Annotated in this window: 22 protein-coding genes; 2 read left to right on the plus strand and 20 right to left on the minus strand. The window is 65.8% G+C overall.

Annotated features, from left to right (window positions below; translation table 11 throughout):
- Positions 1-71 precede the first annotated feature (71 nt).
- The 4 genes from ACQY72_RS13325 to ACQY72_RS13340 are packed head-to-tail and all read right to left on the minus strand — an operon-like array spanning position 72 to position 3004.
- Entirely contained in the window at positions 72-821 is a 750-nt protein-coding gene (locus tag ACQY72_RS13325) for a DUF72 domain-containing protein (RefSeq protein ID WP_428154112.1), read from the minus strand.
- Entirely contained in the window at positions 818-1126 is a 309-nt protein-coding gene (locus ACQY72_RS13330) for a type II toxin-antitoxin system RelE/ParE family toxin (RefSeq protein ID WP_428154114.1), read from the minus strand. Before ACQY72_RS13330 ends, ACQY72_RS13325 begins: the two co-directional genes overlap by 4 nt.
- Positions 1123-1377, minus strand: a complete 255-nt coding sequence (locus ACQY72_RS13335; protein ID WP_428154115.1) for a type II toxin-antitoxin system ParD family antitoxin — start codon at positions 1375-1377, stop codon at positions 1123-1125. The genes ACQY72_RS13330 and ACQY72_RS13335 overlap by 4 nt, the downstream gene beginning before the upstream one ends.
- Positions 1378-1432: 55 nt before the next feature.
- The gene (locus ACQY72_RS13340) at positions 1433-3004 is read right to left on the minus strand and encodes an ATP-binding protein (RefSeq protein WP_428154117.1); all 1572 of its coding nucleotides are present in this window, start codon (positions 3002-3004) and stop codon (positions 1433-1435) included.
- A gap of 110 nt (positions 3005-3114) precedes the next feature.
- Between ACQY72_RS13340 and ACQY72_RS13345 the strand changes: the two genes are divergently transcribed.
- A complete protein-coding gene (locus ACQY72_RS13345) occupies positions 3115-3840 on the plus strand; it encodes a hypothetical protein (RefSeq protein WP_428154119.1) in 726 nt (241 codons plus the stop codon).
- Here the strand turns inward: ACQY72_RS13345 and ACQY72_RS13350 are convergent.
- The 16 genes from ACQY72_RS13350 to ACQY72_RS13425 all read right to left on the minus strand — a co-directional run bounded on the left by ACQY72_RS13350 (position 3837) and on the right by ACQY72_RS13425 (position 17141).
- A complete protein-coding gene (locus ACQY72_RS13350; protein ID WP_428154121.1) occupies positions 3837-5198 on the minus strand; it encodes a glutamate--cysteine ligase in 1362 nt (453 codons plus the stop codon). The two genes, ACQY72_RS13345 and ACQY72_RS13350, sit on opposite strands and share 4 nt — an antisense overlap.
- A 134-nt stretch (positions 5199-5332) precedes the next feature.
- Positions 5333-6052 carry a 16S rRNA (uracil(1498)-N(3))-methyltransferase gene (locus ACQY72_RS13355; RefSeq protein WP_428154123.1) on the minus strand — a complete coding sequence of 240 codons (720 nt, stop codon included), beginning with the start codon at positions 6050-6052 and terminating at the stop codon, positions 5333-5335.
- Between the two features lie 45 nt (positions 6053-6097).
- Positions 6098-6382 (minus strand): GIY-YIG nuclease family protein, encoded by a 285-nt coding sequence (locus ACQY72_RS13360; protein ID WP_428154125.1) that lies wholly within the window; start codon positions 6380-6382, stop codon positions 6098-6100.
- 272 nt (positions 6383-6654) lie between these two features.
- Positions 6655-6984 carry a hypothetical protein gene (locus tag ACQY72_RS13365; RefSeq protein WP_428154127.1) on the minus strand — a complete coding sequence of 110 codons (330 nt, stop codon included), beginning with the start codon at positions 6982-6984 and terminating at the stop codon, positions 6655-6657.
- A gap of 14 nt (positions 6985-6998) precedes the next feature.
- Entirely contained in the window at positions 6999-8162 is a 1164-nt protein-coding gene (locus tag ACQY72_RS13370; protein WP_428154129.1) for an acyl-CoA dehydrogenase family protein, read from the minus strand.
- A gap of 29 nt (positions 8163-8191) precedes the next feature.
- Complete coding sequence (locus ACQY72_RS13375; protein WP_428154130.1) at positions 8192-8407, minus strand: hypothetical protein; 216 nt, start codon at positions 8405-8407, stop codon at positions 8192-8194.
- Positions 8408-8541: 134 nt separating this feature from the next.
- Positions 8542-10326, minus strand: coding sequence for an acyl-CoA dehydrogenase C-terminal domain-containing protein (locus ACQY72_RS13380; RefSeq protein WP_428154131.1), 1785 nt, complete (start codon positions 10324-10326; stop codon positions 8542-8544).
- Positions 10327-10329: 3 nt separating this feature from the next.
- Positions 10330-10812 (minus strand): MerR family transcriptional regulator, encoded by a 483-nt coding sequence (locus tag ACQY72_RS13385; protein WP_135193530.1) that lies wholly within the window; start codon positions 10810-10812, stop codon positions 10330-10332.
- Between the two features lie 337 nt (positions 10813-11149).
- Complete coding sequence (locus ACQY72_RS13390) at positions 11150-11569, minus strand: DoxX family protein (protein ID WP_428154132.1); 420 nt, start codon at positions 11567-11569, stop codon at positions 11150-11152.
- Positions 11570-11768: 199 nt separating this feature from the next.
- Positions 11769-12740, minus strand: a complete 972-nt coding sequence (locus ACQY72_RS13395; RefSeq protein ID WP_428154133.1) for a TraB/GumN family protein — start codon at positions 12738-12740, stop codon at positions 11769-11771.
- 57 nt (positions 12741-12797) lie between these two features.
- Positions 12798-12995, minus strand: a complete 198-nt coding sequence (locus ACQY72_RS13400) for a helix-turn-helix transcriptional regulator (RefSeq protein WP_428154135.1) — start codon at positions 12993-12995, stop codon at positions 12798-12800.
- On the minus strand, positions 12992-13432 hold the full coding sequence (locus ACQY72_RS13405) for a hypothetical protein (protein WP_428154137.1): 441 nt from the start codon (positions 13430-13432) through the stop codon (positions 12992-12994). The genes ACQY72_RS13400 and ACQY72_RS13405 overlap by 4 nt, the downstream gene beginning before the upstream one ends.
- 96 nt (positions 13433-13528) lie before the next feature.
- A complete protein-coding gene (locus ACQY72_RS13410; RefSeq protein ID WP_409719844.1) occupies positions 13529-13747 on the minus strand; it encodes a helix-turn-helix domain-containing protein in 219 nt (72 codons plus the stop codon).
- 12 nt (positions 13748-13759) lie between these two features.
- Positions 13760-14275, minus strand: a complete 516-nt coding sequence (locus tag ACQY72_RS13415; protein WP_428154139.1) for a DUF2975 domain-containing protein — start codon at positions 14273-14275, stop codon at positions 13760-13762.
- Positions 14276-14398: 123 nt separating this feature from the next.
- A complete protein-coding gene (locus ACQY72_RS13420) occupies positions 14399-15856 on the minus strand; it encodes a protein adenylyltransferase SelO (protein WP_428154141.1) in 1458 nt (485 codons plus the stop codon).
- A gap of 436 nt (positions 15857-16292) precedes the next feature.
- Positions 16293-17141 (minus strand): hypothetical protein, encoded by an 849-nt coding sequence (locus ACQY72_RS13425; RefSeq protein WP_428154143.1) that lies wholly within the window; start codon positions 17139-17141, stop codon positions 16293-16295.
- A gap of 375 nt (positions 17142-17516) precedes the next feature.
- On the opposite strand from ACQY72_RS13425, the gene ACQY72_RS13430 reads away from it, so the two are divergent.
- A complete protein-coding gene (locus tag ACQY72_RS13430; RefSeq protein ID WP_159849344.1) occupies positions 17517-18068 on the plus strand; it encodes an OmpA family protein in 552 nt (183 codons plus the stop codon).
- Positions 18069-18105 lie beyond the last annotated feature (37 nt).

The raw sequence follows: 18105 nt of genomic DNA on the forward strand, positions 1-18105 counted from the left end.
AAGTCCTTCAGGCTTTGCGGTGGGCGGAGCCTAGATGTGGCTCCAGCCGGGCGGTCGCAAGACGGCTCGGCCTATTTCAGCTTGCCGATCAGCGCCTGAGCCGCCGCCGGGTTCCGCACCTTCGCGCCCGAGATGAAATAGGCGAAGACCTCGCCGCGCTTGGCCCAGGCTCTGGCCTGATCCGCAACCGCCGCCAGCTCGGCCGTCGTCATGCCGGTCGGCTCGTCTTCGCGGCTGGACATCAGCCGGGCGTATCTGAAGTCAGACGTTTCTTCGTCGATCTGGGGCCAGGTCGGCTCCTCGTCATCGACGGCGTAGACGATGGCCGCGCCGTATTTGCGGGCCAGGTCGTAGAACTGTTCGACAGCGAAGGTCGGGTTGCGAACCTCCAGCGCATGGCGCAACCGCACCCCGTCTTTTTCCCTGGGCAACAGCTTCAGGAAGCCCTCGAAATCCTCGGCGTCGAACTTCTTGGTGCCCATGAACTGCCAGTTGATCGGCCCCAGCTTGTCGCCCAGCTCGGTCAGGCCCTGGGACAGGAATTTGTTGAAGCTTTCGCCGCCTTCGGACAGGATTTTGCGATTGGTGCAGTAGCGGCTGGCCTTGACCGAAAAGACAAAATCTGCCGGCGTCTCGTCGCGCCACTTGCGCCAGCTGTCGGGCTTGAAGGTCGAATAATAGGTGCCGTTGATCTCGATCGAGGTCAGTTTCGACGCCGCATATTCCAGCTCGCGCTTCTGGACCAGGCCCTCGGGATAAAACACCCCACGCCACGGCTCGAACGTCCAGCCGCCGACGCCGACGTGGATGGGGTGGGTCATTGTGGGTCATCTTCCAAGGGCGCGGCAATCCAGTTCTCACGAGCCGACCGGATGCGTAAAATCGCTACGCCATCATCCTCAATCTGGTAGATGATCATATGCGCCTCAGTTGGATAGACGTGGACTGGCGGTGTCAGTTCCGTTCTCAACCTGGCGCTACGGGGAAACTCGGCGATGTGTGCGAAAAGGCCTTCGAGCTTTTCCAGGTATCGTTCGGTTTGTGCAGTCCCAAACCGTTCCATCCCGTCCCAGAAAATCGCCGTAAGATCGATGTCGGCGGCGGTGCTGAGCCGATAGCCGTTCACGCGGCGCCCTTGCGGCGCTCGAACTCGGCTTTGACATCCTCAAAGATTTGACGAGGCGTGCGGTCGCTGATGCCGCTGGCGCGGCCTTCGTCGATCAGCCTTTGCATATTGGCGATCTTGTCGGCCTTGATCTGCTCGCGGCGGATCAGGTCGCGCACCACGTCAGACGTGTTGGCGTAGCGGCCGGATTTCGCCTGTTCCTCGACCCAGGCCTTCATCGGATCGGGCAGGGAGATGTTCATCGTCGCCATGGTCGGCCTCCTCTCCAAGAGTTTGGGCGCTTGGCAAGGTTTGTCAACCTGTCGGTCAGGCCGCCATCGCCGCCTGTATCCCGGCCAGCAGGCTGGCGGCGGTGATGGGTTTGGGGACGTGGAGGTCGGCGCCGGCGGCCTGGGCCTGGTCGCGGTGTTCGGCCATGGCGTTGGCGCTGAGCATGACGATGGGAGTGCGTTGATTGGAGGGGCGGTCAGCCTCGAAGCCGCGGATGGCGCGGGTGGCGGTCAGACCGTCCATCCCCGGCATCTGCATGTCCATCAGCACCAGGTCAAAGGTCTCGGCCTGAAAGGCGGCGAGGGCCTGTTCGCCGTCGCCGACGGTGACGACCGTCATGGCGTGGGCCGCCAGGATCAGCTGGACCACGCGCTGATTGACGGGGTGATCCTCGGCCAGCAGCACGCGCAGGGCGGCGAGGGGCCGTTCGGCCTCGGCCGCGCGGGCGCGCTGTCGTGCATCGTGGTCGGTCAGGGAGGCGGCGCGCGTCAGCGGGATCTCGACCGTGAACCGGCTGCCCACGCCGGGCGTCGAGGCGGCGGAAATCCGCCCGCCCATCAGCTCGACCAGTGACCGGCAGATCGACAGGCCCAGGCCCGTGCCGCCGAACCGGCGGGTGATGGTCGCATCCGCCTGGCTGAAGCGGTCGAACAGGCGCGCGGCATGATCGGCCGAGAAGCCGACGCCGGTATCCTCGATCCGCAGCGTCAGCTGGGTCAGGCCGTCGGTCCCCTCGTCCATCGCGATGGCGACGCCGACCGAGCCCTGATGCGTGAACTTGATCGCATTGGACAACAGATTGTCCAGCACCTGGCGGATACGGGTGCTGTCGCCGACGAACAGGCCGCGTGCATCGGCGTCGCGGCGGATGTCGAAGCTTAGGCCCTTGGCCTCGGCCCGCAGGCGCATGACATCCAGCGGCGCGGCCAGGGCCTCGTCCAGATCGAAGGGACGGGTCTCCAGATCCAGATGGCCGGCCTCGATCTTGGACACGTCCAGAATGTCCGACACCAGCCGTTCCAGCGTCACGCCCGAACTGGCGATCAAGGCCACCATCTCGGCCTGTTCGGGGGTCAGGTCGGTGCGCGACAAGGCGTCGACGATGCCGATCACGCCGTTCAGGGGCGTGCGGATCTCGTGGCTCATATTGGCCAGAAAGTCGGACTTGGCGTGGTTGGCGGCCTCGGCGGCGGCGGTGGCCTCGCGCAGGGCCTTTTCGGCGGCAACCTTTTCCGTCACGTCGCGCGCGATGCCATAGACCCGGTTCCCCAGCCGGTGCGCGCGCCATTCCACGGTGACGTAATGGCCGGCCTTGTGGCGATAGCGGTTGATCTGGCCCAGGACGGGGTCGCCGGGGCGACGGCTTTCGACCTCGACGATGCTCTGGCGTGTGGCGGGCAGGTCGTCGGGATGGATGAGACGCGGCAGGTCGCGGCCCTCGATCTCTTCCGGGTGATAGCCCAGAATCGTCAACCACGAGGCGCTGGCCTTGACGACCCGCCCGTCCAGCTCACGCACCACCAGCAGGTCCAGCGACACGTCGAAGAAGGTGTCCAGGTCCACGTCGGCGGTGGGGAAGGCCAGGGCCGTCACAGGCATACACGTCATGGCGCACTCTCTCGAACTGAGGTCACCCTAAGGCCTATCCGTTAAGCTGACCTTTGCAGCGAACGACGGTCTGCGCTGGCGTGCGAGCCGATGTCGGCTAGGATGGCGCGATGATCACAGCCCTTCTCCTGATCGCCGCCGTCCAGGCCGCCCCGTCCGACCGGCTGCAGCCGCTGACCCTCACCGACGACCGGGCCTGCACGGCCGACGGGGCGTGGTGCGTGGGGCTGGTGCAGGACGAGGAGCCGGTCGTGCGACCCATCGTGCGGGCCGTCGGCGACTTGCCGCCGGGGCTGGACGCCCCGGACGGCGCGGTCGAGACCTTCCAGCCGTGGGTCCGGCTGGCGCGCCTGCCCGACGGCGGTTTCCTGGCCGGGGTCGAGGTTGGGCTCAGCAGCATGTATTCCGGCGGCGGTGGCCAGGCGACGGAGTTGCGGCTGTATCGGCTGGATGCGCGCGGCGACGCCGGGACCACGCCGATCCTGGCCGTGCCGATCCGGGGCTCGCTGACGATCCGCGCCTGTTTCAGCGAAGAAGACATGGAGCAGCGGGCCGGCGCCTGTCACGACGAATACAGTTTCGACGCTGTGCTGACGGCCTCAGGCGAGGCGGGCGACATGCCCGTGTTCGATTACGTCACCACGGCGACCGCCTATCCGCGCGGTGCCTCGCGTTCCGAGGACTCGCTGGAAAAGCCGCCTTTGAAACCCGCCGACCTGGTCACCGTGCGTGATCCGAAATGCAGCTACAGCCGCCGCTTCACCTTCGACGCAGTGGCAGGCGAATACCGGCCGGACAGCGAGCTGCCGGATTGCTCGGACTACACCGTGCCCTAATAGGCGAAGTCGGCGTAGATCCGCCTCACATCGCCCTGCCAGGCGCCGTGATACAGGTCCAGCAGGCGTTCGGCCGGGGTGACGCCGCTGTCGGCGATGTCCTCCAGTTCGGACAGATAGCCGCGCTCGTCCACCATGCCGCCCGAGAATTTGGCGCGGTTCTTCAGGCCCTGTTTGGCGATGTTGACCAGATCCACGGCGATGTCGCGCACGCTGCGTCCGGCGACTTCCGCCTTGAGGCCCAGCCGCGTCACGTCGCGGCGCAGGCGCTCGTGGTCGGCGATGTCCCAGTCCTTGACCAGGTCCCACGCGGCGGCCAGCGACGGGGCGTCGTACAGGACACCGGCCCACAGGGCGGGCAGGGCGCAAATCCGGCTCCACGGACCGCCGTCGGCGCCGCGCATCTCCAGATAGGCCTTCAGCCGCACCTCGGGGAAGAGGGTGGTCAGGTGGTCGTTCCAGTCCTTGAGGGTCGGATATTCACCGGGCAGGGCGGGCAGTTTGCCGGCCTGGAAATCGCGGAACGACTGGCCCGAGGCATCGACGTATCGGCCGTCGCGCTTGGCGAAATACATCGGGGTGTTCAGCGCATAGTCGGCATAGCGCTCGAAGCCGAAGCCGTCCTCGAACACGAAGCCCAGCATGCCGGTGCGGTCGGCGTCGGTGTCGGTCCAGACGTTGGCGCGGGCCGACAGGAAGCCGTTCGGACGGCCCTCGGTGAAGGGCGAACAGGCGAACAGGGCGGTGGCGATCGGCTGCAGCGCCAGCGAGGTGCGGAACTTGACCACCATGTCGGCCTCGGAATCGAAGTCGAGATTGGCTTGGATGGTGCAGGTGCGCAGCATCATATCCAGGCCCAGGGTCCCGACCTTGGGCATATAGGCGCGCATGATGTCGTAGCGGCCCTTGGGCATGACCGGCACCTGTTCGCGCGTCCACAACGGGTCGAAGCCGGCGCCCAGGAAGCCGACGCCGATCTGGTCGGCGACCTGCTTGACCTCCATCAGGTGCTGGCCGGTCTCGTTGCAGATGTCGTGGATCGTCAGCAAAGGCGCGCCGGACAGTTCGAACTGACCGCCCGGCTCCAGGCTGACCGAGGCGATGAAGCCCTCGGCGTTCCTGCGCTCCAGCCCGATCAGGACGCCGTTCTCCTCGACCGGCGACCAGCCGAAGCGTTGCAAACCCTCCAGCATGGCCTTGATGCCGTTCGGGCCTTCGTAGCCGGGGCGAGCCAAGGTGGTCTTGTCGAAGCCGAACTTCTCGTGCTCGGCGCCGATGCGCCACTGGTCCTTGGGCTTGGCCCCCTTGGACATGGCCTCGATGAGGGCGGTCCGGGTCAGCGGCGCGTTGTCGGTCATGCGTCAGTCCCTTCGGGCGCATCGTAAGCGACCGTGTGTCGCGGCTAGATGGGCAAGATTGCCGCGTGGCTCAAGAGGGCTTTGTTCTTTCCCTAACGCTCGCCGCGCGGCGGCTCGCTGCTTGAGGGGCGCACTTATCGTTCCCAATCACCCACGGTCGCCTGCCACAGGGTCATGGCGGCGATGGCGGCGGTGTCGGCGCGCAGGATGCGCGGACCTAGCGAGACGGCGGTGGTGAAGGGCAGGGACCGCAGCCGCTCGCCTTCTTCCGGCGAAAAACCGCCCTCCGGCCCGATCAGGATGGACCACGGACCTTCGCCTGCCTCGCGCAGTGCCGACATCGCCGGAGCGCCGCCGGTCTCGTCACAAAACATCAGCCGACGCCCGGCCTCCCAGCCATCCAGCACGGCGTCCAGCTTCATCGGATCGTCGACGGCGGGCACGTCCATCCGCCCGGTCTGTTCGGCCGCCTCCTCGGCGATGGCGTCCAGCCGGTCCAGGCGGATGCGGTCGGCGTTGGTGCGTTTGGTCAGCACCAGCCGCACCCGGCGCGCGCCCAGTTCGGCGGCCTTTTCGACGATGGTCTCGATCCGCGCCTTCTTCACCACCGCGACGATCAGCTCAAGGTCCGGGCCATGGATCTGGGGCCGCACCTGTTCCTCGGCGCGCAGGATGACACCCTTCTTCAGGACTTCGGCGACCGAGCACCGCCACTCGCCGTTGCGGCCGTTGAACACCAGCAGGTCGTCGCCGATCTTCAACCGCATGACCTGGGTCAGATAGCGCGACTGGTCGAGGGTCGGGGCGACGGGGGCGGCGGCTTTCAGGTCGCCCTTCACATGTAATCGTATCATCTCAAATCCGCTCATCCCCGCGAAAGCGGGGACCCAGTGAGAGCCTCAGAACAGGTCATCGAACAGATCGCGCCAGCCTGGGTTCGACCTTTCGATCAGCTCCAGTTTCCAGACGCGATTCCATTTCTTGATCTGGCGCTCGCGCACGAAGGCCGCGTGGCGGCTGGCGTGCATTTCAAACCAGACCAAGGTGGCGCAGCCATACTTTGCGGAAAAGCCTTTGAACAGTTTGTCTCGATGTTGGGCGGTGCGCAGAATGATGTCTTCAGTCGAGCCCGTGTAGAGGGTTCCGTTCCTTTGGCTGGCGACGATGTAGGTAAAGAAGGCCAACAGCGTGCGTCCCGAAAGCACTGGGTCCCCGCTTTCGCGGGGATGAGCGGAGGTTGGGTGTCAGTTGTCGTCGGCGTGGGTCGAAGCCTGAGCCTTGGCGGCCTTGCGCTCGCCTTTCCAGAAGGCGCGTTTCGCCCATCGAAGGTGTTTCCACCATTCGTTGGGAGGTGTGATCATGCCTTTCTTCACGGTCGCCATAAGCAACCTTAAGTCATTACTTGGCGTGTGTCGCGGTCAGTGCTTACAACCGCTCAGCGCGCTTATGTCGATGGTCACGCCAACCGCTCGATATGCTCGATCATCGCCTGGCGCGCTTCATCCTCGGCTCCATACAGGCCGGATTCAAAGACAGGAAACTCCGTCTCCCAAGGCGCAATTCCCGGCGCAGACACCGTTTGCCGCTTCCATTCGGCGAAGCTGTAGAGGCCGTCGGCGCGGCGAACCAGTTCCGTCCACTCGCCAGGGCCCGCGCCCTCCTGGCGCCAGATGATGTCGCGTGGCGGGTGGACGAAGGGCGTGGCGACGGGTTTGGCGATCGGCCTCAGTCGCTGAGCCAGCCAGTCGCGAAACCGTTCGAACGGCCCTTTTTCGATCAGCGCCATTTTGCCCTCGCGCCTTAAAGCGTGCGCGCGATCAACAGCTTCATGATCTCGTTGGTGCCGCCGTAGATCCTCTGCACCCGCGCATCCTTGTACAGCTGGGCGATGGCGTATTCGTTCATGTAGCCATAGCCGCCGTGCAGTTGCAGCATCTCGTCCAGGGTCTCGCCCTGGATGTCGGTGACCCAGTATTTGGCCATCGAAGCGGTGGCCGCGTCGAGCTGACCCTTTAGGTGCAGGTCGATGCAGTGGTCGACGAAGACCTTCGCGACGGTGAGCTTGGTCTTGACCTCGGCCAGCTTGAACTGGGTGTTCTGGAAGTCGATGACGCGCTTGCCGAAGGCCTTGCGTTCCTTGACGTAGGCGAGCGTCGCCTCCAGCCCGCGCTCGGCGGCGGCGACGCCCTGGACGGCGATGTTCAGTCGTTCTTGGGGCAGTTGCTGCATCAGCTGAACGAAGCCCTGGCCTTCGCCGCCGCCGATGATGTTCTCGCCCGGAACCTTCACGTCATTGAAGAACAGCTCGGAGGTGTCGTTCCCCTCCATGCCGATCTTGTGCAGGTTGCGGCCGCGTTCGAAGCCCTCCGCCCCGTCCGTCTCGACCACGATCAGCGACGTGCCCTTGGCGCCCTCTGCCGGATCGGTCTTGGCCACCACGATGATGAAGTTGGCCAGTTGCCCGTTGGTGATGAAGGTCTTGGAGCCGTTGACGACATAGCCGTTGCCGCTCTTGACCGCCGTGGTCTTGACCCCTTGCAGGTCCGAGCCCGCGCCCGGTTCGGTCATGGCGATGGCGCCGACCAGTTCGCCGGACTGGAGCCGCGGCAGCCAGCGCGCCTTCTGCTCCTCGGTGCCGTAGTGCCAGATGTAGGGGGCGACGATGGCGTTGTGCAACGAGATGCCGAAATGGTCCGCGCCCTTCCAGCCCAGCTGGCGCATCAGCACGACTTCATGCCGATAGTCGCCGCCCATGCCGCCGTCTTCTTCCGGCATCGACAGGCCCAGCAGGCCGTCGGTCCCGGCCTGGGTCCACAGGTCGCGCGGCACGCTGGAGTTTGCGATCCAGGACTGGACCTTCTCCGGCGGCGCGTGCTCGTCGATCCATTTGCCGACGCTGTCGGAGAAGAGGGTGATCTCTTCTTCACGCATGAAATCGGGGTCGGGGCTGCCCAGCACGTTCATCGGTTGTTCCAGCTCTATTTAAACGCGGATTAGTCGCGGACCAGACGGGCGTCGGAGACGCGATCATTGTCGAACCGGACGATCAGCCACTCGGAATCTACGGCGATGTAGCTGCGTTCGGGGCCTAACCAATAGACTAGGTCCCAGTCGTTCCATTTGTCCGTTTGGGTGGGTGGGCCAAGTAGAGCGCCGACCTCGGCCCGCGCCTTGCCGCGTAGTGTTTCGCTATGGAGCAGATCATCCACCATGCTTGTTCGAACAGGGTGAGCGTCGGTTTGATTTCTCCAGGCGTTAGCATCGAAACGCTGGCCGCCACCTTGTCCACAAGCCGCGAGGATCACGGTCATTGTAAGTGCGGTGACGGCCTGTCTCATTTTTCTCAGAACGCCTCGGCCGGCATGGCCATCAGGACGTCGGCGCCGGTCTTCATCTTCTTCAGGTGGGCGTCCGCGTCGGGCAGGATGCGTTCGACGAAGTAGCGGCCGGTCTGGAGCTTGGTGGCGTAGTAGGGGTCTGTCGATCCGGCCTGGACCTGGGCTTGCGCCACCTTGGCCATCTGGGCCCACATATAGGCCAGGGCCGTGATGCCGAAGACGTTCAGATAGTCGGTCGATGCGGCGCCGGCGTTGTCCGGGTTGGCCATACCGTTCTGCATCAGCCACATGGTGCCGTCTTGCAGCTTGGCCTTGGTGTCGGCCAGACCTTCGACGAAGGGCTTTATGGCCTCATAGCCGCTGTTCTCGGCGACGAAGGCGTCGATCTCGCCGAACCAGGTCATGATGGCGCGACCGCCGGCCGCGGGCAGCTTGCGCCCGACCAGGTCGAGCGCCTGGATGCCGTTGGTGCCCTCGTAGATCATGGTGATTCGGGCATCGCGCAGATACTGCGAGGCGGGGAAGTGTTCGGTGTAGCCCGAACCGCCGTGGACCTGCATGCCCAGCGAGGCGACGTGGAAGCCCTTGTCGGTCAGATAGGCCTTCAGCACGGGCGTCAGCAGGCCCATGTAGTCCTTGGCCTTGGTGGCGACGGCCTCGTCTTCGGACTTCTCCAGGTCGGCGTGCAGCGCGGTCCACAGGATGAAGGCCTGGCCGCCTTCGACGAAGGCGCGGGCCTCCAGCAGCATGCGGCGCACATCGGGGTGGACCATGATGCTGTCGGCGGGGCCTTCCGGGTTCTTGGGTCCGGTCAGGCTGCGGCCCTGCAGGCGGTCCTTGGCGAACTCGACGGCGGCCTGATAGGCGGCGTTGCCGATGGCCAGACCTTGCAGGCCGGTGCCCAGGCGGGCCTCGTTCATCACCACGAACATGTTGTTCATGCCGCGGCCTTCTTCGCCGATCAGCCAGCCCTTGGCGCCGTCGTACTGCATCACGGCGGTGGCGTTGCCGTGGATGCCCATCTTGTGCTCAAGCCCGGCGCATTCCAGCGTGTTGCGCTCGCCCAGCGAACCGTCCTCGTTGACCAGGAACTTGGGCACGACGAACAACGACAGGCCCTTGATGCCCGGAACCGCGCCTTCGACGCGAGCCAGGACGGTGTGGATGATGTTGTCGGCGAAGTCGTGCTCGCCCGCCGAGATCCAGATCTTCTGGCCGGTGATTGAATAGGAACCGTCGCCGTTGGGCACGGCCTTGGTCCGCACCATGCCCAGGTCGGTGCCGCATTGCGGCTCGGTCAGGTTCATCGTGCCCGACCATTCGCCGGTCGCCATCTTGGGCAGGTATTTCTGCTTTAGTTCGTCCGAGGCGTTGGCGTGGATGCCCGCATAGGCGCCGGCCGTCAGGCCCGGATACATCGAGAAGGCTGCGGAGGCGCCGGCCGTCATCTGACCAAAGGCCGAGGCCACCACGCTGGGCATGCCTTGACCGCCGTAGGCCGGGTCGGCGGCCAGCGCCATCCAGCCGGCTTCCGACATGGCCTTGTAGGCTTCCTTCCAGCCCTTGGGACCGGTCACCACGCCGCCCTCGGCCCAGTGGCAGCCTTCCTTGTCGCCCGGATTGTTGATCGGGGCGATGACCTCGTCGGCGAACTTGGCGCCCTCTTCCAGGATCTGGCCGACCAGATCCGAAGAGACGTCCTGGAAGCCCGGCTGGTTGGTGTAGCGGTCGATCTCCAGCACTTCATTCAGGATGAAGGTGAAGTCGCGGACAGGCGCCTTGTAGGCCATGGATTACGCTCTTGCTTTGAAGGGGTGGTGATGGTCGTGGTTGAGACGCGCACGCAGCAGCTTCTCATAGTCTTCGGCGCCCGGCAGCAGGTCGGGGCGGTGTTCGGAAAGCTTGGATTCCATCCAGTTGCAGGCCTGTTCGGCCGTCTCGATGGCGCCTTCGATGTCTTCCAGCTGCTGTTTCAGCGCCGCGATCTGGGCGCGGTGCCGCACCAGGGCCACCGCCATCTGATGGACGTTGTGGTCCTTCTGATCATAGAGATCCATCATGTCCTGGATCTCCTGAAGGGTGAAGCCGATGCGGCGGCCCCTCAGGATCAGTTTCAGCCGGGCGCGGTCGCGGGCGTCATAGACGCGCGTCTGTCCCTTGCGCGCAGGGGTCAGCAGGCCCTTGTCCTCATAGAAGCGAAGGGCGCGCGCCGTGGCGCCGAACTCGCGGCAGAGCTGGCGGATGGAATAGGTGCGGTGGTCGTCGGCGGTGGCCATGACCCAACATAACTTGACGTGCGCGTAAAGGGAAGCGCTTTACGCGCACGTAAGGGTAAGCTTTCTTATCCGTGCCTTTGGAGCTGCCCTGCCCGCGCTAGCGGGCCTTGTATAAAGGCGTTCATCACAACGAGCACGGCGAGTTCACGACGAACACGACGAATATCGTTGTGCGCGCTGTGGCTTCGTCGTGATCGTTGTGACGAACCACTCCGTTCGCACCAAGCCCGCTGTCGCGGGCGTCGCAGCGGCCAAGAAAAAGCCCGGAACCTGGGGGGAGGTTCCGGGCGCAAACGCCGGACTACAGGGGGGAGAGGAGTCCGGCGTTCGATCTCTTTCAGATAGCCTTGCGACGACCCAGCAGGACCGGGACGGTGAAGGCCAGCAGGATGGCGTTGACCACGGCCAGCCCCGCGTCCTGGCTCATCGCATGGACGACCAGCATGGTGGATTCCAGCACGACCAGGCCGGTCGCCGCCGTCATCAGCAGCGGGCGTCCGATGCGCCACGAGATCAGCGGGCTCAGCACGCCCATGGCCAGCACGATCTCGACCACGCCCAGGCCGCGCACCATGTTCTCGGGCGCCACCGCCGGCCAGCCCATCAGATTGATGAGGTTGGTCATCGGCTCGGTCAGCTTGGCGTAGCCGGCGGCGATGAAGAACATCGCGATCCAGCCCTGCAGCGTCCAAAGGGCGATGTTGGCGTAGGCGGCGCGGCTGCGCGAGGGGGCGGTGGTGAAGGTTGAGGTGGTCATCGGGGGGAGGAACCTGATTTCGTAACAGTCGCGATATCGGATTGGGGATCGCCGTTCGCAAGGGGGGATATAGCGGCGCTTTCGATATTTGTCATCAGGCGATGACATCAACTGATGACATCGGCTGATGACTTTATGTTACGGGCCGGGGCGTCTGATCCGATTCCCGACGCCTCACAACCCCGATACGCGCGGCGACCTAGTGCTGGATCACCGATACTCCACGCGCCGCCAGCAGATCCTGCACGCCGTCGTCCCCGGCGAGGTGACCGAGACCCACCGCGATGAAGCTGGTGCCGGACCCCTTCAGCAGGGTCTCGATCTGGTCGGCCCAGTCGGCGTTGCGGCGCGCCATGAAGATCTGGTGCGTCTCTTCGGAGATGGCGCGGCCGTTGTCGTGCGCATATTGCGCCATGGCGGCCTGATCGCTTGCGATCCAGCCGGCGACCACGCGGTCCAGATCGGCGGCGGCCCTGTCATAGGTCTTCAGATAATGCCGCAGATAGGTCATCTGACCCGCGTCGCTCATCCGGGCCAGGCCGCCGATTTGCTGGTCGATGGTCTCGAAGCCGTGGATGGTCTTGCCGGCCGCCAGCGCCCGGGTCCGCAGGTTCATCTCGACGCCCAGCTTGGGGTCATATCCCGCCGCCGTCAGCGGGCCTGTGGCGATCATCAGGGCGGCGAACCACGGGCGGAACGGATCGATCTGTTGTGCAGTCAGACCGGCGGCCGGGGCGGCTTTGGCCAGGGTCGCCAGTTCGTCGACCGTCAGCCAGCTGGACAGGGTGCGATCCGGCGACAGGCCGTATTGCTGGAATACCGGCACGAGCGCGGCCTGGTCGTCCGGGTTGGCGACCTCGAACCAGACATCGGTCGCGCTGTCGAAGGCGGCGTCCACCTTGTCCGATCCCCAGGCCGTGCCGGGCTTCAGCAGATGGATCGTGCCGAACAGATAGACGGTGGAATCCGCGTCCCGGATGACCCAGAGGGGCGGGCCGTCGCCAGCGGCGCGGGCGATGGGGGCCATCGCGACGGGCGAAGGCGCAACGGGCGTCTCGGCATAGGCTTCGCCGGCGAAGATGGCGGCCCAGGCGGCGAGGCCCAGCGCCATGCCAGCGCCGATGGATTGGACGCGCGAGGCCGCGCGCCCCAGAACGATCTGGAGGTTCATGGTCGTATCCTTGGTTTCAGGTTTGGGTGCGGCGCGGCGCGGGATGCCGCCACCGGGTCAGACGGCGAAGAGGTCTTCGACCGGATGGTTCAGGGTGCGGGCCAGACGGACCGCCAGGATCAGGGACGGCGCATAGAGACCCGTTTCGATGGCGCGCAGGGTCAGGTGAGAGACGCCGAGACTTCGGCTGAGCTGGCCCAGCGACATCTGCTGCTGGTTGCGCAGGTCGCGCACGCGGTTGGCGACCCGGCTCATCCGGCCCGCCGGTTCAGCAGCAGGGCCAGGCCATAGCCGACCGCCTGTCCCCCCAGCAGGCAAAGAAAGCCGGTCGCGGCCCAAGCGGCGGGGCCGTGCAACAGCGGTTCCGCCAGGGTCACGCCGTTGTTCAGCAGGGCGACCAGTGCGGCGGCGCCGGCGACGACGCCCAGATTGCCGCCCGTCCACCAGGCCTTGCGGTGCGCGTGGCGCGTCGGCTCGTCCAGCCCGCGCCACCAGACGCCATTATAATGGATCATCGCCAGCGTCAGGCCGATCAGCATGACGACCAGGCCCAGCGAGGGCGGGACGCCAAGGCTGCTGGGCCAGAAGGGCGTGTCGACCTTGGCGGTCAGGCTGACGGCGGCCAGGGCTGCGGCGATGGAAATGACGGTCTTCTGGTCGTGGGTGTATTCGGTGCGTTCGAGATGTTTCATGACAAGCTCCCCTGTCGTTGTGACAAGGGAGCTTTACGATCTGCATCAACTGTAAGTCAAGCGTCATTTACATAGAGACAATGACGCTTGCTATTTTCAGGTGTCGGGATGCACTCCCGGCGTCTGGACGATCAGGTCGCCGGGCTGGCAGTCCAGTTCGCGGCACAGGGCGTCCAGGGTGGAGAAGCGGACGGCGCGGGCCTTGCCGGTCTTGAGGATCGACAGATTGGCCAGGGTGACGCCGACGCGGTCGGACAGTTCGGTCAGGGACATGCGGCGTTCGAGCAGCAGTCGGTCCAGCTGGATCATGATCATGGCGCGCCCCTCTCAGACCGTGGTCATCTGTTCGTCGCGCATGGCCGACCCCTGCCGGAACACCTCGGCCAGGATGAAGACCACCAGAATGCCCAGCCAGGACCCCAGGTCGAAGTCATAGTCGGACGGCGACTGGCCTATGCTCTGCGGCGCCACGAAGACCAGCAGGAGCGCCGTCAACTGGATCCCGATCAGGCCCAACCCGACGCCCTGCAGGCGTTTGACGTTGGCGAACTCGAAGGCGTCGCCCTGATTGACCGACAGCAGGATGCGCCGCAGCCGATTGATGATCCACCAGGTGAAACCGCAGGCCATGACGGCGCCGAGCAATGTCAGGCGGCCGGTGATTTCGATGTTCCCGTCAGGAGCCGTCCCATTTCGCAGCGCGTCCATCCAGTCGACGCCGACGATCATGCTGGCGATCAGGGCGCAGCCGACGGCTATGGCGCCCAGCATCACGAAGACATTGAGGAAGCCGAGCAGCCACCGCAGGGCGCTGGCGGCCGATCGTTTGCCGACGAGTTTCATCTTGATAGCCCTTCCAATCGGGTCGCCCTCCGCGACCGCCTTGGTGACTATCGATATGGATTTATCGATAAACGAGCAAGAACATTATCGATAAACGAGATGAAGCTTTCGTAAGGTTCGGCCTCAGGCGCTGAAGCCCCAGGCGACGCGGGCGGCCTCCAGCCGGGCCAGCTTGGCCTGGAACGGCCCCCAGTCGTCGTCGGTCGCGATGGCGGCCCAGATGGCCTCGACCTCGTCGATAAGCATCTCCTCGGGCTCGCGGGCGGCGAACATCGGGTGTTCCAGCCGTTCGATCCGGTCGGGTTCGTGTTCCATCAAGGCGAAGCGGAAGGCGTCGAAGGCCTCGCCCTGATACAGTTTCGCGCGCGGTCCCGACAGGGCGCGGGCCGACGAGGCGAAGCCGCCGAACCAGTCGAAGAAGACCGGCTCCCACCGCATCGCCGCGCCGCCTTCTCTCAACAGGGCCAGGGTCGCATCCACCAGCCGCTGATCCGCCGCCTCGCCCAGGCTGCGCACCCCCAGCCGCATCAGGAAGGCGGCGCGCAGTTCGCGGATATAGGCCGGCCCGAACCCGTTCAACGCCGCCGTCAACGGCTCCACATCGGCGACCAGTTTCAGACACCCCGCCAACTGCGTCAGGTTCCAGAACACGGCCTCGGGCTGGCGCGCAAAGGCGTAGAGGCCGGTCTGGTCGAAATAGGCGGCGGTGAAGGCCGGGTCGTATTCCGGCAGGAACCGCCAGGGGCCATAGTCGAAGCTCTCGCCCGTGACGTTCAGATTGTCGGTGTTCAGCACCCCGTGCACGAACCCCGCCGCGATCCAGCGCGCGGTCAGTTTCGCCGAGGCATCGACGATGGCGGTCAGCAGGCCGGGCGCGTCCCCGGCGGCGACGCCGGGGTGATACAGGGTGCGGACATGTTCGATCAGCGCCTCGATCTGATCGCGGCGACCCAGATAGGCCGCGCGCTGGAACGTCCCGAACCGCACATGGGAGTGCGACAGCCGCACCAGAACGGCGGACCGCGTCGGCGACGGCTCGTCCCCGCGCTCCAGCGCCTCGCCGGTCTCGATCAGGGAGAAGGCGCGGCTGGTCGGAACGCCTTGCGCCTCCAGCATCGTCGCCGCCAGCACCTCGCGCACCCCGCCTTTCAGCGTCAGCCGCCCGTCCCCGCTGCGCGACCACGGCGTTCGGCCCGTTCCTTTTGTTCCCAGGTCGAGAAGTCGACCTGGGGCGCTATCTCTCGCGACGCGGTCGCTCGTTGCTTGAGCGGGCGGCGTTTCGCGCATCTGCGCCGCCAGGAACCCGCGCCCGTCGCCCAGGTCTGGATTGTAGTGGCGGAACTGATGGCCATGATAGCGCATGGCCAGCGGTCCGGGCTGACCCGGCAGGGGTTCGAACCGGCCGAAGGCGGTGATCCATTCCGCCTCGCTCAGCCCCTCCAGCCCGACTTCTGCTGCGGCGCGGTCATTGCGGAACCGCAAGGTCGTCTGCGGGAAGTCAGCGGCCTGAACCGCATCGGCATAGTCCGAGCCCAGATCGAAGAAGCGCGGTTCGGGGCGGTAGGCGGGGGAGACGGGCATGGGAGGCTAGGTGCGTGTCCGAAGGGGGGAGCGCAACCGCCTCTTTCTTCTTTCGTCATCCTCCGGCGCGAAGCGACCGGGGGAGCCAGCGGCGCGCGCGAGCGCGATCCTGTCGCAGACATGCCGCTTTGAACATCGTGCGGCCGACGCATTGCCTTCGGCGCCGCTGGCTCCCCCGGTCTGCGCCGCAAGCTGCTTGCCGGAGGATGACGAAAGAAAGGGGCAGCCATCCTATTCCAGCCACCTGAACTCAACGCGTTCAACGCCCTACCGCCCATCAGCGTCCTCTTCCTGCCCGCGCTCCAAAACCGTGCGATCCTGCGTCCGCTCGTCCGCATCGGACGCGTCGCGCAGCCGGAGGGGCCGATTTCAGACGAATTGCACTATTCAGACGGTGTTTTTCACGCCGCAGAGTCTGAAACCGTGTCGGGTTTCCCTAACCCGCCCCCAGCAGGTCCGACCACCGCCAACTGCTCTTGCCCAGCGCCAGCTGCGCGCCGCCGGGGCGGTCTTCCAGCTTCAGAACCGCCAGGCCGGTCATCCTCTGGCTCTTGCACTCGGCGGGGGCGAAGGCGACTTCCAGGGCGATGGCCTGGCGCACGCCGGCCAGGCCCTTGCCCGACTGGTTGCGGCTCTGCAGCCAGTCGCCGTTCCACACCAGGATGGCGCGTCCGTTGGCGTCCATGTCCTGAGACGCGGCGATGACGGCGCGGCGCACCGCCTGGTCGTCACGCACCGCGTCCTGAACCCAGCGCACCATGTCGCAAGACCCACCGCCCGACCCGGAGCCCGCGCCGGTCCCGCCCGATCCGCCGCCGCCGCCCACCCCCGTTCCGCCCCCGCCGCCCGGCCCTGCGCCCACCGTCATGGCGCCGGCGATCTGGGCCGCGCCCAGCAAGGGAAGCGGCGGTCCCGGCGGCGCAGGCGCGGCGGGCAGGGGTTCGACATCTGGCGGGCGTTTGGCGACGACCAGCCGTGGACGGGCCGCAGCAACCGCAGGCGGCCGGCGTTGCGGCGCGGGCTTGGCGGGGGCGGCGGACTGGGCGGCTGCGGCCGGCGCGTCGGGCTTGGGCGAGGGATCGGGGGCGATGACCCGCGCGGGCGGTGGCGGGGGAGGGGGCAGCGGTTCGACCAGTTCGACCATCACCAGAGGCGGCTCGGACAAGAGAGGCTCAGGCGACGCGCGCGCCGTCATCAGCAGGGCCAGCCCGGCATGGGCGGCCAGAATCGGCGTCGCCGCCAGCGCCCAGCGTCGTGCCCGGCGTCGTGATCGGCCGGCGCTCAATCGCCTATCCGTGATGACTGTTGAACACCGTGCCGCATGGTCATCACAACAGAATGCCTGTAAAAAACTTCAGGCCCTGTTGAAAACATCGGGTCGCGTCAGGAAAGTGGCGCTGAGCCGAATACAACCGGGCGGCGTTGCAGATCAGCGATAGATCAGCCTGCCCGCCCTCCGGCCTCGACCGTCGGCGGCGCAACGGTTGATCTGACTGCCCGGTTCCATGTCGGCGCAAGAATAACGCGAAATACCCCATCTTGTTATGGTCAAGCTGACATGATCCTGCCCAAAGCACGTCATTACTCCGCCTTGTGCCCTACGCCATTTTCATCTGGCGCAAAAACGGGTGTGGCGCTCCCGGCAAGAAGGAGACAGAACTTGAGCAGATCGAAACTCAGGACGGCGGTCGTCGGCGGCGCCCTCATCGCCCTCGGCTTTGCGGCCAGCGGCTGCGCCAGCCATCGTTTCGTGCGTGATCAGGTGGAAGTCGTCGATACCCGCGTGACCGGCGTCGAAGGCACGGCGGGCCAGGCGCTCCAGCGCGCCAACGACGCGCACAAGCTGGCCGAGGGCAAGTTCCTCTATCAGGTCGTGCTGTCGGACGATTCCGTGAAATTCCCCACCGACGCGGCGGCTCTGTCGCCCGAAGCCGAGCAACGCCTGGCCCAGTTCGCCCAGCGTCTGGCTGGCGAGAACAAGAACGTCTATCTCGAAATCCAGGGCTATACGGACGCGACCGGCACGCCCCAGCACAATGACGAGCTTGGCGAGCAGCGCGCCGAGGCCGTGCGTCGCTTCCTCAACCGTCAGGGCGTCGCCCTGAACCGGATGGCGACCATCTCCTATGGTCAGGAACAGCCGGTGGCCTCGAACGACACGCCGGAAGGCCGTTCGCAGAACCGCCGCGTGACCATCGTCGTACTGGCCTAACCGCCTTCGACTTCAAAGACCGGAACGGCGGCCGCTT

This window comes from Brevundimonas sp., assembly GCF_965279155.1.
In the GTDB taxonomy this organism is placed as follows: domain Bacteria; phylum Pseudomonadota; class Alphaproteobacteria; order Caulobacterales; family Caulobacteraceae; genus Brevundimonas.